Source organism: Pseudomonas sp. TH37 (assembly GCF_016650735.1).
Classification (GTDB): domain Bacteria; phylum Pseudomonadota; class Gammaproteobacteria; order Pseudomonadales; family Pseudomonadaceae; genus Aquipseudomonas; species Aquipseudomonas farris.
The window spans coordinates 24243-37346 of the sequence record NZ_JAEKFD010000011.1; the positions used below are offsets into that span (position 1 = coordinate 24243).

Below are 13104 nucleotides of genomic sequence, written 5' to 3' on the forward strand. Positions count from 1 at the left end.
CGCAGGCAAGCCAGCTCCCACAGGTTAGTGCATGGCCAGAAAATCAGTGGTTAGCACCTAGAGCGCTTCGATGCGAAACCCGAACCGCGGAAAGTGCACATGCACCACGCCGGCCCGCTCGTCCTCGCGACGCAAAATCAATTCTTCGCTACCCGCAAACAACAATTCACCCGCCACCGGATCAACCCCATAATCAGTCGCGGCAATCACCACCTGCTGACCAACCTCGAACCCGTTCGGCTCCTCAAACTGCTCATCCGGCAACGCAGCCGGTGTGGCGTTGCGCGCGACTTCAAGCGCTTCCTCAGAAGTCATCTCGCTGAACGCGCCATGACCAAACCCCATCACACGGCCAAACCACGCCAAAACCGCCGGATAAGCATCCACCAACGGTGATGTCACGTGCGTCGCTTTGAGGAACCACAACGAGTGGGCCAGGGCAAAGTCGGCAATCGATGGCTCACCGAACAGGAAGTCCCCCTGCTCACGCTGAAGTTGCTGCTCCAGACGCGCCATGATCGTTGGCCATTGATGCCGAGCCTGTTCGGCAGACGGCCGTGTGGCACTGCCACCGCTGAATAATCCGGCGCGATCGGCCAGGAAGGCCTTGATCGCTTCCGGTGACAACTTGCCAAAGCGCACCGCCACCGACGCCGGCTGGAACACCAGGCTGACCGCATGCTGGAACACCACCGAATCGGCCCACGCCGCGAAGGTTGCGGTAATCATTTCCTGACCTTCCGGGAAGAACGCCGGCAAGGCTTTTTCCTGCTCCAGACGACGAGCCATCAGCGCGGTGTCGCAATAGACATCAGCACCAATCTGCAACACCGGCGTCTTGCGGTAGCCGCCGGTCAGGGCAGTCAGATCGGGTTTTGGCATCACTGGCGAGATGTTCACCGAGCGCCAGGACAGCCCCTTGAAGCCCAGCAGCAAGCGGGCCTTTTCGGCGAAAGGGGACGTCGGGTAGTGATGAAGAATCAACTCGGACATGCTCGGCTCCGCCGCTCGGATAAGGAGCTCGCAGCTTAACGCGCAATCCACAAGCAGCCTACCCATCTGCCTGATGGGCGCTTATCAGTCAGATTGATAAGCCCGCAGCCGCGCTCGCGACCAGACATTCCTTGGCGCTTTTCTTGAGTTTTTTGATCAGTCGTTCCTGGCGCAGTGCTTCGCTTTTATCGCGGCAGATTTCGGTGTAGACCAATGCCACAGCCGGGCTGGACAGGAAGAAGCGTGCGCCTTTGCCACTTTGGTGGGTGGCGAAACGGCGGACGGGGTCGTCGCTGATCCCGCAGTAGAGCGAACCATTGGCCGCGCGAACGAGGTAGACGAACCAGGGTTTGCTGACGGGCAGCGGCGGTTCGGCGGCAATGACGGAAGATTCGCTCGAGGTGTTCACGTGACGATCAAGGCTTGTAGGAAACAAGCCGCGATCTTATCAGCGACTGGCCTGAAATGCCTTCAGCCCCTTCAAGGCCTGAGCGCGCACGGCGTTTTTCACCACCGGCGTCCAGCCCAACAACAGCCCTTTGAAACCCAGCGCCTGACGCGACCAGTGCCACAGATCAAAGCTGTCGTGATGCTCGCAGATCTTGCCGTCGCGAAACACGAAACGCGCCTGGATATCGTTGACCACGGTATTGCCGGTCTGGCTGAACAGGTACGTCGCCACCCAATGGGCACCGCCGGTGCGCTCATCACTGCGCACGTTATCGAAGGTCAGGGAGAAGTCCTTGGCCCGGGTGGTGAGCATGCGCCACATGTCGCCAGCATCGCGCCCGCGCAGTTCGCCGAACGCCGGATCACTGAACACCACGTCGTCGGTGTAGCAGGCACTCATGGCCTCGGCGTCCAGTCGTTGGAAGGCTTGGTAGAACCGGGTGATCAAGGCGTTGTGGGCATCACTCATGGGCAGGCTCTCTGGGTTGCAAAGTGGCGTCGAAAGATTGCCTGCACGATAGTCAACAAATGCGCAGAACACTATCGGCATTCGTGGCCCGAATACCGACAGTGCGCAGAACGTCAGACTCTCTCGCTTTGAACCTGAACGTACAACGAACGCCCGGCACCGAGGCCGGCGATGATCGCGCCGAGGCCGATGACGCCGAAGATCCAGCCCAGGGAACTCCAGCCGCCGGTCCAGTCATGCACCACGCCGACCGCGAACGGCCCCATGGACGCCAGGGTGTAACCGAAGCCCTGAGCCATGCTCGACAGATTGGCCGCGACATGAGCATCCCGCGAGCGCAGCACGATCAGGGTCAACGCCAGGCTGAACGTGGCGCCCTGCCCCAACCCCAGCAGGATCGCCCAGCCCCACAAGCCATCAATCGGCGCATAAAGGCAACCGAACAAACCGCCGAGGGTCATTGCCATGACGATCACGATTGCCAGCCGCTGATCCTTGCCGCGCGTCGCCAGCCAGGGTGCTGCCAGCGAGCTGATCAACTGGACAATCACCGAACCCGACAACACCAGCCCAGCCTGGGTTGGCGTCAGACCGCGGCCGATCAGAATCGACGGCAGCCAGCCAAACACGATGTAGGCCAAAGACGATTGCAGACCCATGTACAAGGTCACTTGCCAGGCCAGCGAATCACGCAGCAGGCCTCGGACCCGATAGGCAACATGATGCGCGCCGTGCTTCTGACCGACTTGCGGCAGCCAGAAAATCGCCGCGACCAACGCTGGAACCACCCAGAAGCCGAGACCCAAGGGCCAGCTTTTGTCGAAATGTTCGCTCAACGGCACGGTTGCCCCTGCCGCCATGGCCGCGCCCAGGCACAGTGCCATGGTGTAGACACCGGTCATGGTGCCGGCCTGTTTCGGGAAGTCGCGTTTGACAATGCCGGGTAGCAACACGCCGATCACCCCGATGCTGGCGCCGGCCAGCACGCTGCCGGCGAACAGGCCGACCTCGCCGAATGAACTGCGCAAAATGATCCCGCCGGCCAGCATCAGAAGAATCCCCAACACCACTCGCTCGGCACCAAAACGTCGTGCCAGCACCGGCGCCAATGGCGCGAACAGACCGAGGCAGAGTACCGGCAAGGTCGTCAGCAACCCGGCTTGGGCGGCCGATAGCCCCAGCGTCTTCGAGATTTCGCTGAGCATCGGCGCCATGCTCGACAACGCCGGACGCAGGTTCAGCGCCACCAGAATCAGGCCGAGCAACAACAGCCATGGCCGCCGCAGGACCGGGTGAGTTTGCTGAACCTGTTCGTCATCGGCCTCGGCGTCGATCAACAGCTCTTCGAGCTCCGCCGTACGCTTGAGCTCAGTGATGCTGCTGACCTGCTGGGTGGACATGGGGTTCTCGGTTTCAAGGTTCATTGATCAACTGCCTCGACAGGGCTTTGGCCCGTTCCGGGTCGCGTTGCTCGACGGCATCGAGCAGTTCGACATGAAGGTCGAACACCGCTTGGCGTCGGGGTGAGATGTTCAGGGTCTGGCGCAAGTGCGCGCCGACGATGCTGGAGAAATAGCGATACAGCTCGCTGAGTGTCGGGTTGTGCGCCGCATCCACCAGTCGACGGTGAAACACCAGATCGCAGGCGATGTAGGTGTCGAGATCGCCGTGGTAATGACTGCCACTGACACCTAGCGCCTCGCGCAATGCCACCAGGTCTTCATCGGTGCGGCGTAACGCCGCGAGGCCGATGGCTTCGACTTCCAGAATGTGCCGGGTTTCCCGAGCCTGTTCCTGGGTGCAACGGGACAGCGCCTTCATGGTGTCCAGTGGATCAATCACCGCCCGCAGATAACTGCCGTCTCCCTGGCGAATTTCGATCAACCCGGAAAACGCCAACACGCGCATGGCTTCACGCACCGTGTTGCGGCTGATGCCCAGCTCAGTCGCCAGTTCCGGCTCGGTGGGCAAGCGCTGGCCGACCGTCCAGACCCCTTGATTGATGCGCAGACGTAACTGGTCCAGGGCCTGATCGACCAGGGATCGTTTAATTAATGGAGAAATGTCTGACATAGGATTCGCCCTTTCATCCAATCATAGGATGAATTTTCTGACATGTTAGTCAGCTTCGTCCGAGAGGACAACCGCCTAGGGTTAGAAGGCAGGAAACAAAGCGGGATTTTCGATTGTTAAAATTACCCTTTAAGGGTAATTTTCATCTCAGAGTTGAAGTGTCTTATGGAAAAGAACACACCTCATTACGACTTGGCGGTGGTCAAGGCGGAGGTTGCCAGGATGGGGGTCCACGCTTTTACTAACCAAGCGTTGGAGACAGGCCGGAGCATGGGACTCAATTACCAGAACATGCAAAAGGTCATTTATGCATTGGAGAGAAGGATGCTCTACAAATCCATGACCACTTATTTGGATCACCGAACCTGGCAGGACGTCTACCACGCGCAACTTAATGATCAGGAGATTTACATTAAAGTGACCTACTGCCCCGGCGGTGGCGCCCCAGTGATCTCCTTTAAGGAGAAAAATCAATGAACATACGGCAATGCATGAGCTGTGGCGCCCACGACGGCATGCATCACTTCATCGATCGCAGTCTCACCGTCAATTACAAAAAAATGTCGCGACTGGTGCCTGATCTTGCTGGGTGGGAGTGCAAGGTGTGCGGTGAAATCATCTTCGATGACACCACAGACAGCGCCCAGCGATATGTCGATACAGGCGACAAGCTGCTGGAAGACTGCTTTCAAATCATGGGGTCCGAGATAAAACGTATCCGCCGCAAATTGCACCTCACACAGAAAGAAGCGGTGAAGCTACTCTCCGGCGGTGGGCACAATGCTTTTTCCCGCTATGAGCGCGGCGAGTTAGCCCCGCCTCAGCCGCTGTTTACGCTGATGCGCTTGCTTGACCGTCACCCACACCTGATGGCCGAGGTGCACGCGCTCAGCGAGGGCGCCGATTTAAAGCAGCTGTTGGCGACACATCATCCGGAACAAGAAACCGTACTGACGCAATAACCCCAGACAAAAATAAACCCGGAACATAGTCCGGGTTTATTTCACTGCCTGGTGCCAATCAATGCAAAATCTGGCTCAGGAACAGCTTCGTACGCTCGTTCTGCGGGTTGTCGAAGAAGTCGTTCGGCGCCGCCTGTTCGACGATTTCACCCTTGTCCATGAAGATCACGCGGTTGGCCACGGTACGGGCGAAGCCCATTTCGTGGGTAACGCAGAGCATGGTCATGCCGTCTTCGGCCAGGCCGATCATGGTGTCCAGAACCTCTTTCACCATCTCTGGGTCGAGTGCCGAAGTAGGTTCGTCGAACAGCATGATTTTCGGTTTCATGCACAGGGCACGGGCAATCGCCACACGCTGTTGCTGACCGCCAGACAGTTGCCCCGGGTATTTATGCGCCTGCTCCGGAATGCGTACGCGCTCCAGGTAATGCATGGCGATTTCTTCGGCCTTGCGCTTGGGCATCTTGCGTACCCACATTGGCGCCAGGGTGCAGTTCTGCAGGATGGTCAGGTGCGGGAACAGGTTGAAGTGCTGGAACACCATGCCGACTTCACGGCGGATCGCTTCGATCTGCTTGAGGTCGTTGGTCAGTTCCACGCCATCGACCACGATGCGGCCTTGCTGGTGTTCTTCCAGACGATTGAGGCAGCGGATGGTGGTGGATTTGCCGGAACCCGACGGGCCGCACAAAACGATACGCTCGCCCTGCTTGACGTTCAGGTTGATGTCTTTCAACACGTGGAACTGGCCGTACCACTTGTTCACGCCCTGCATCTGAATAATGCCTTCGGGGCTCACTGTCTTTTTGATTGCTTCGCTCATCACAAAACTTCCTAAATTAGGTACTGCTTTAGCGCTTGTGGCCAGTGTCCAGCTTGCGTTCCAAATGCATGGAATAGCGGGACATACCAAAACAGAAAATCCAGAACACCAGGGCCGCGAACACATAGCCTTCAGTGGCCATGCCCAGCCATTTCGGGTCGGCGGCGGCTTGCTTGACGCTGTTGAGCAGGTCGAACAGGCCGATGATGATCACCAGGCTCGTGTCCTTGAACAGCGCAATGAAGGTGTTGACGATGCCAGGGATCACCAGCTTCAGGGCTTGCGGCAGAATCACCAGGCCCATGCTGCGCCAGTAACCGAGGCCCATCGCTGCAGCCGCTTCGTACTGACCTTTGGGGATCGCTTGCAGACCGCCACGCACCACTTCAGCGATGTAGGCCGACTGGAACAGGATCACTCCGATCAGCGCCCGCAGCAGTTTGTCGAAGTTCATGCCTTCGGGCAGGAACAACGGCAACATCACCGAAGACATGAACAGCACCGTGATCAACGGCACGCCGCGCCAGAATTCGATGAAGGTCACGCAGACCACACGAATCGCCGGCATGTTCGAACGCCGGCCCAGGGCCAGAACGATACCCAGCGGCAATGCGCCGACGATACCGACGGTAGCAATGACCAGGGTCAGCATCAGGCCGCCCCACTGGCTGGTCGGCACTTCGGTCAGACCAAACCAGCCACCGTGCAACAAGGTGTAGGAAATGATCGGATAGAGCACCAGAAAGCTCAGCCCGTAGACCGCCTTGCGCGGGAAGCGCGAAATGAACAACGGCGCCACACCAATCACTGCCAGCCACACGGTCAGGTCCACGCGCCAGCGCAGGTCTGTCGGGTAGTAGCCATACATGAACTGGCCGAAGCGCTGCTGGATGAACACCCAGCAGGCGCCCTCCTTGGTGCAATCGGCGCGAGTGGTGCCGACCCAGTTGGCGTCGAGAATCGCCCAGCTCACGATAGGCGGAACTATCAGGTAAATCAGATAGAACGCGAACAGCGTCAGCAGGGTATTGATCCAGCTGGAGAACATGTGCGCCCGCATCCACGCCACGACACCGATGCTGCTGCTCGGTGGTGGCATGTCGGGTTTGAAAGTATGAGTCGTCATGCGCTTTTCCTTACCGCTCGATCAGCGCAATGCGCTTGTTGTACCAGTTCATCAGCAGGGAAATGCTGATACTGATCGCCAGGTACACGCTCATGGTGATGGCAATGACTTCGATCGCCTGCCCGGTCTGGTTCAGCACCGTACCGGCAAACAACGACACCATCTCCGGATAACCGATACCGGCCGCCAGCGAGGAGTTCTTCGCCAGGTTCAGGTATTGGCTGGTCAGCGGTGGAATGATCACGCGCAGGGCTTGCGGGATGATCACCTTGCGCAGGGTCGGACCGTTGCGCAGCCCCAACGAGTGGGCGGCTTCGGTCTGGCCGTGGCTGACCGACTTGATGCCCGAACGCACGATCTCGGCGATAAACGCAGCGGTGTACACCGTCAGTGCCAAGGTCAGCGCCAGCAGTTCCGGGATCAGCACCCAGCCGCCTACAAAGTTGAAACCTTGCAGCTGTGGCATTTCCCAATGCAACGGAGCGCCGAAGATCAATGCGCACAGCGCAGGGATTACCAGGAACAGCGCCAGGCCTACCCAGAATTTGTGGAACGGTACGCCGGTCGCTTCGAAACGCTTGTTGGCCCAGCGGCACATCAGCACGATCGCGACGATGGCCACGACGACACTCACCACAAACGGCCAGAAACCATCCGCCGCCAACGCTGCGGGCATGTTCAGGCCGCGGCTGCTGACAAAGAAGGTGTCGCCGAAGTTATGGCTGTTGCGCGGCCCTGGCATGGTCAGGAACACTGCGAAGTACCAGAACAGGATTTGCAGCAGCGGCGGAATGTTACGGAAGACCTCTACATACACCGTCGCCAGCTTGGCAATGATCCAGTTCTTCGACAGCCGTGCCACACCGACGATGAAACCGAGGATCGTCGCCAGGATCACACCAATAAAGGTGACCAGCAGGGTGTTGAGCAGGCCGATGACAAACACCCGGGCATAGCTGTCCGATTCGGTGTAGTCGATCAGGTGCTGAGCTATGCCGAAACCGGCACTGCGCTCAAGAAAGTCGAACCCCGAGGTGATGCCCCGGTGCTGGAGGTTGGTTTGAGTGTTGTCGAACAGAAACCAGCCCAGCGAGACCACCGCCACAATGGTGATGATCTGGAATACCCACGCACGCACTCGTGGATCGCTGAGGCTGAGCCTCTGCTTTGGTGCGCCGATTGAATTTTGCATGAAGTGCCCCGGAAATAATGGAACAGAACATCACCCGGTGGTTGGCCCACCGGGTGATAGAACCATCAGCGCACTGGTGGTGCGTATTGAATGCCGCCAGCGTTCCACAAGGCGTTCAGCCCGCGGTCGATTTCCAGCGGAGTGCCCTTGCCGAGGTTTTTCTCGAACACTTCACCGTAGTTACCGACTTGCTTGACGATTTGCACAACCCAGTCTTTCTTCACTTTCAGGTCTTTGCCGTATTCACCGTCAGTGCCGAGCATACGAGCCACATCAGGGTTCTTGGTGGCCTTGGCTTCGGCTTCGACGTTCTTCGAAGTGATGCCTGCTTCTTCAGCGTTGAGCATGGCGTAGCCAGTCCAGCGCACAATGGACAGCCACTCGTCGTCGCCATTACGCACGACCGGGCCCAGCGGTTCCTTGGAAATGGTTTCCGGCAGAACTACGTAGTCTTTCGGCGAGGCCAGCTTGCTGCGCTGGGCAAACAACTGGGACTTGTCGGAGGTCAGCACGTCGCAACGACCGGATTCCAGCGACTTGGCGCTTTCATCGGAGGTGTCGAAAGTGATCGGGGTGTATTTCAGACCATTGCCGCGGAAGTAGTCGGAAACGTTCAGCTCGGTGGTGGTACCGGCCTGGATGCAGATGGTCGCGCCATCCAGCTCTTTGGCGCTCTTGACACCCAGCTTGTTGTTCACCAGGAAGCCGATGCCGTCGTAGTAGGTGATGAAGCCAGGAAACTTCAGGCCCATGCCCGCGTCACGGGAACTGGTCATGGTGGTGTTTCGCGACAGAATGTCGATTTCACCGGACTGCAGCGCGGTGAAGCGCTCCTTGGCGTTCAACTGGCTGAATTTGACCTTGGTCGCATCGCCGAAAACGGCAGCGGCCACAGCGCGGCAGAAGTCAGCATCGATACCAACGATCTTGCCGGTAGAGTCCGGAACCGAGAAGCCCGGCAGACCGTCACTTACACCGCACTGTACGAAACCTTTCTTCTGCACTGCATCCAGGGTTGCACCCGCCTGAGCGAACCCACTGACACCGAGCACTGCGGCTGCAGTCACGATGGCCAGGGTGGATTTCAATAACTTCATTCAAACCTCCAGTTTTGCTCTTGTTGTGTCGGAGCTTGAGCCCTGTCGCACCCTTATGAGGCGTTGTTGACCCGTGTTGGCTTTTTTTAGGGTCAACCGACGCAGGACCGTCGCTATGAGTCTAGTAGGAGAAAATCCACATCATGGACAACTCCCTTCTCACCAATCGGCCGAACGGGCGGTAGCCCTTTCACGTTCGCGAAGCCCGTAGCGGCCTTTGGCGAACATCCATCACCGGATTCTTTGCTATCCCACGACCAGCCGTACACTGATAGTGTTACCGCCAGGCATGAGATTGGTTGCACAGGCTTCCCTATAGCAAACCCCGTACCAGACCGCTCGCCAAAGCGATTCAGCGGCAGGTCAATAGCAAAACTTGTAGCCTTGCGACATCTTCTTAACTGATCAACCCGTTGCGCACTCGAACCTCGCACTTAAATGAGAGCACACGCACAAATATGGAGCACCCATGACCGAGCCCTTGATTCTGCAACCCGTCAAGCCCGCAGACGCCTGCGTTATCTGGCTACACGGGCTGGGCGCCGACCGCTACGACTTCCTGCCGGTGGCTGAAGCGCTGCAGGAAAGCTTGCTGACCACTCGCTTCGTCCTGCCCCAGGCACCGACTCGCGCCGTCACCATTAATGGTGGCTACGAAATGCCGAGCTGGTACGACATATTGGCCATGAGCCCGGCGCGCGCGATCAGTCGCGAGCAGCTGGAAGCGTCCGCGCAACGTGTGTTTGATTTGATCGAAGAGCAGAAGGCCAGCGGAATAGATGCCTCGCGCATCTTTCTCGCCGGATTTTCCCAGGGAGGTGCAGTGGTGTTGCACACGGCCTTTCTGAAATGGCAGGGACCGCTGGGTGGCGTACTAGCTCTCTCTACTTACGCACCGACTTTCAGCGACGAACTGGAGCTTTCCGCCAGCCAGCAACGCATTCCGGTGCTGTCATTGCACGGCCAGTACGATGACGTGGTTCAAAACTCCATGGGCCGGACCGCCTACGAGTATTTAAAGCAACATGGTGTCACCGTGACATGGCAGGAATACCCAATGGGCCACGAAGTGTTACCCGAAGAAATCCGCGACATTGGCGTCTGGCTCGCCGAGCGTTTGCGTTAAAAGCTACCCATTGATCCATCCCACTACGCCGCGCCCGATTCTTGCATTACACTGGCCGGCGTATATTCCTTAATCAATTGATGAGATGACCGTGCTCAAAGCACTCAAGAAAATGTTCGGTAAAAGCGAGACTGAGCAGCTCGCGCCAGTCTCCAGCGCTCCTTCTCATACTCCCAGCCACCGCACCGACGGTAATCAGCCTGGCCGGACCGCAACCGTAGCGGCACCGAAACACGAGCCGGTGACCACACCGACCGCCCCCGCAGCCGAGACCATCGCCTCTGAGCAGCCGCGCAGCGAAGCCCCGAAACCGGCAAAACCGCGTCGCGAACCAAAGCCAAAAGCGCCGGTTATTCCCTGGAAACTCGAAGACTTCGTCGTTGAGCCCCAGGAAGGCAAAACCCGCTTCCACGATTTCAAACTCGCCCCCGAACTGATGCACGCCATTCAGGACCTGGGCTTTCCGTATTGCACGCCGATCCAGGCGCAGGTGCTTGGCTTCACCCTCGCGGGCAAAGACGCCATCGGTCGCGCCCAGACCGGCACCGGTAAAACCGCCGCCTTCCTGATTTCGATCATCACTCAGCTGCTGCAAACCCCGCCGCCCAAAGAGCGCTACATGGGTGAACCGCGGGCACTGATCATCGCCCCGACCCGGGAACTGGTGGTGCAGATCGCCAAGGACGCAGCCGACCTGACCAAGTACACCGGCCTCAACGTCATGACATTTGTCGGCGGCATGGACTTCGACAAGCAACTCAAGCACCTCGAAGCCCGTCACTGCGACATCCTGGTGGCCACTCCGGGCCGCTTGCTCGACTTCAACCAGCGCGGCGATGTGCACCTGGACATGGTCGAAGTGATGGTGCTGGACGAAGCCGACCGGATGCTCGACATGGGTTTCATCCCACAAGTGCGTCAGATCATTCGCCAGACTCCGCCGAAGAACGAGCGTCAGACGCTGCTGTTCTCCGCGACCTTCACCGAAGACGTGATGAACCTCGCCAAGCAATGGACCACCGACCCGTCGATCGTCGAGATCGAAGCGCAGAACGTGGCCAGCGAAAACGTCGAGCAACACATCTACGCGGTGGCCGGTGCCGACAAATACAAATTGCTCTACAACCTGGTCAACGATAACGGCTGGGAACGGGTGATGGTCTTCGCCAACCGCAAGGATGAAGTGCGGCGCATCGAAGAACGCCTGGTACGCGATGGCGTCAACGCGGCGCAACTGTCTGGCGATGTGCCGCAGCACAAGCGCATCAAGACCCTCGAAGGTTTCCGCGAAGGCAAAATCCGCGTGCTGGTGGCCACCGATGTGGCCGGTCGTGGCATTCACATCGATGGCATCAGCCATGTGATCAACTTCACCCTGCCGGAAGTCCCGGACGACTACGTGCACCGCATCGGTCGTACCGGCCGTGCCGGCGCGGATGGCGTGTCCATCAGTTTTGCCGGTGAAGACGACTCCTACCAGCTACCGTCCATCGAGGCGTTGCTGGGTCGCAAGATCAGTTGTGAAACGCCACCGACGCATCTGCTGCGGGCGGTTGAGCGCAAGCGCCCGTAACTCGGGCCTTTCAGAAAGAGGCGCAGCCGGCAACGGACTGCGCTTTTTTTTCGTCCGGCTTTTCAACAGGAGCTTGCTAGAGACCACTAAAAGTCCATAATGGACAAATTAGTTTACTTTCAGCGCCCGGAGCCGACCATGCCCAGCACGCCTTACGTGATCACCCAATCTCAAGCCCGCGAACTGCTGGCACAAGTTGACGTGCCGCAGATCCTGCGCAAGCTGTTCCGTGACCTGGCCGCCGGGCAAGCCGTGCAACCGGCGCAACAGTTGGTGGAATTCCCGCAGGGTGCCGGGGACTTCATCAACTACTTGGGTGTGCTGGGCGAAGACGGGGTATATGGCGTCAAGACCTCGCCTTACATCGTGCGCGAGCAAGGCCCGCTAGTAACCGCCTGGACGCTGCTGATGTCGATGCAGACCGGCCAGCCGCTGCTGCTCTGCGATGCCGGTGAACTGACCACCGCACGCACCGCCGCGACGACGGCGGTGGCGGTCGATGCCCTCGCGCCGCTGAAGGCCCAGCGCCTGGCAATCATCGGCAGCGGCAAGGTGGCCCAGGCGCACCTGCACTACGTCAAGGACCTGCGAGACTGGCAAAGCATCAGCCTCTACTCGCCGAGCCTGAGCGGCAAGAATCCCGAAGCGTTGGCACAGCTCAACAGCCTCGATCCACGGCTGACCCTCGCCGACAGTTGCGAAGCTGCGATTCAGGATGCCGACGTGATCATGCTCTGCACTTCGTCTGCCGGTCCGGTGATCGACCCGTCGAACTTAAGCAAACCGGCGCTGATCACCTCCATCAGCACCAACGCCCCACGCGCCCATGAAGTGCCGCCGCAGAGCCTCAATGACATGCAGGTGTTCTGTGACTATCGTCAAACCACCCCGGGCTCGGCGGGTGAAATGCTGATCGCCGGTGAGCAGCATGGCTGGGACAAGCGTTCGATTGTCGGCGACCTGCCCGACTTGCTCAGCGGAAAAGTCCAGCGCCCTGAATACGATCGCCCGGTGTTCTTCCGCTCCATCGGCCTGGGCCTGGAAGACATCGCACTGGCCAATGCCCTTTACCAACTACAGCGCTAACACCACAAACCCCTGTAGGAGCTGCCGAAGGCTGCGATCTTTTGATCTTGCCTTTAAAAAGCAAAGTCAAAAGATCGCAGCCTCGTTTCACTCGTCAGCTCCTACAGGGGAACTCCACAATTTCGGCATTTGCG

14 protein-coding genes are annotated in these 13104 nt (G+C 58.8%); 5 read left to right on the top strand and 9 right to left on the bottom strand.

All coding sequences use genetic code 11. From position 1 onward, the window contains the following. Positions 1 to 57 precede the first annotated feature (57 nt). The 5 genes from JFU11_RS23555 to JFU11_RS23575 form a co-directional block, all read right to left on the bottom strand. The gene (locus tag JFU11_RS23555; RefSeq protein WP_201062261.1) at positions 58 to 993 is read right to left on the bottom strand and encodes a glutathione S-transferase family protein; all 936 of its coding nucleotides are present in this window, start codon (positions 991 to 993) and stop codon (positions 58 to 60) included. Positions 994 to 1081: 88 nt separating this feature from the next. Then, positions 1082 to 1402 carry a GIY-YIG nuclease family protein gene (locus tag JFU11_RS23560; RefSeq protein ID WP_038981663.1) on the bottom strand — a complete coding sequence of 107 codons (321 nt, stop codon included), beginning with the start codon at positions 1400 to 1402 and terminating at the stop codon, positions 1082 to 1084. A 39-nt stretch (positions 1403 to 1441) separates the two neighbouring features. After that, the gene (locus JFU11_RS23565) at positions 1442 to 1912 is read right to left on the bottom strand and encodes a nuclear transport factor 2 family protein (protein ID WP_052966258.1); all 471 of its coding nucleotides are present in this window, start codon (positions 1910 to 1912) and stop codon (positions 1442 to 1444) included. Between the two features lie 113 nt (positions 1913 to 2025). Further along, positions 2026 to 3336 carry a CynX/NimT family MFS transporter gene (locus JFU11_RS23570; RefSeq protein WP_123719448.1) on the bottom strand — a complete coding sequence of 437 codons (1311 nt, stop codon included), beginning with the start codon at positions 3334 to 3336 and terminating at the stop codon, positions 2026 to 2028. After that, positions 3326 to 3985: a FadR/GntR family transcriptional regulator gene (locus JFU11_RS23575; RefSeq protein WP_038981661.1), complete on the bottom strand. Its 660-nt coding sequence runs from the start codon at positions 3983 to 3985 to the stop codon at positions 3326 to 3328. The genes JFU11_RS23570 and JFU11_RS23575 overlap by 11 nt, the downstream gene beginning before the upstream one ends. A 165-nt stretch (positions 3986 to 4150) precedes the next feature. Between JFU11_RS23575 and JFU11_RS23580 the strand changes: the two genes are divergently transcribed. Both JFU11_RS23580 and JFU11_RS23585 read left to right on the top strand, forming a co-directional pair. Further along, on the top strand, positions 4151 to 4462 hold the full coding sequence (locus JFU11_RS23580; RefSeq protein WP_123719449.1) for a type II toxin-antitoxin system MqsR family toxin: 312 nt from the start codon (positions 4151 to 4153) through the stop codon (positions 4460 to 4462). Continuing rightward, positions 4459 to 4947, top strand: a complete 489-nt coding sequence (locus JFU11_RS23585; RefSeq protein ID WP_123719450.1) for a type II toxin-antitoxin system MqsA family antitoxin — start codon at positions 4459 to 4461, stop codon at positions 4945 to 4947. Before JFU11_RS23580 ends, JFU11_RS23585 begins: the two co-directional genes overlap by 4 nt. A gap of 58 nt (positions 4948 to 5005) precedes the next feature. On the opposite strand, the gene JFU11_RS23590 is transcribed toward JFU11_RS23585, so the two are convergent. From JFU11_RS23590 to JFU11_RS23605, 4 genes are all read right to left on the bottom strand, one after another. Continuing rightward, positions 5006 to 5770, bottom strand: coding sequence for an amino acid ABC transporter ATP-binding protein (locus tag JFU11_RS23590; RefSeq protein WP_123719451.1), 765 nt, complete (start codon positions 5768 to 5770; stop codon positions 5006 to 5008). Between the two features lie 28 nt (positions 5771 to 5798). Next, complete coding sequence (locus tag JFU11_RS23595; protein WP_123719452.1) at positions 5799 to 6896, bottom strand: amino acid ABC transporter permease; 1098 nt, start codon at positions 6894 to 6896, stop codon at positions 5799 to 5801. Positions 6897 to 6906: 10 nt separating this feature from the next. Next, entirely contained in the window at positions 6907 to 8088 is a 1182-nt protein-coding gene (locus JFU11_RS23600) for an amino acid ABC transporter permease (protein ID WP_123719453.1), read from the bottom strand. 65 nt (positions 8089 to 8153) lie between these two features. Continuing rightward, positions 8154 to 9185, bottom strand: a complete 1032-nt coding sequence (locus JFU11_RS23605) for an amino acid ABC transporter substrate-binding protein (protein WP_123719454.1) — start codon at positions 9183 to 9185, stop codon at positions 8154 to 8156. Positions 9186 to 9654: 469 nt separating this feature from the next. On the opposite strand from JFU11_RS23605, the gene JFU11_RS23610 reads away from it, so the two are divergent. The 3 genes from JFU11_RS23610 to JFU11_RS23620 all read left to right on the top strand — a co-directional run bounded on the left by JFU11_RS23610 (position 9655) and on the right by JFU11_RS23620 (position 12970). Further along, on the top strand, positions 9655 to 10311 hold the full coding sequence (locus JFU11_RS23610) for an alpha/beta hydrolase (RefSeq protein WP_123719455.1): 657 nt from the start codon (positions 9655 to 9657) through the stop codon (positions 10309 to 10311). An 85-nt stretch (positions 10312 to 10396) separates the two neighbouring features. Then, positions 10397 to 11884, top strand: a complete 1488-nt coding sequence (gene rhlB, locus JFU11_RS23615; protein WP_123719456.1) for an ATP-dependent RNA helicase RhlB — start codon at positions 10397 to 10399, stop codon at positions 11882 to 11884. Positions 11885 to 12022: 138 nt separating this feature from the next. Further along, positions 12023 to 12970 carry an ornithine cyclodeaminase family protein gene (locus tag JFU11_RS23620; RefSeq protein ID WP_201062263.1) on the top strand — a complete coding sequence of 316 codons (948 nt, stop codon included), beginning with the start codon at positions 12023 to 12025 and terminating at the stop codon, positions 12968 to 12970. Positions 12971 to 13104 lie beyond the last annotated feature (134 nt).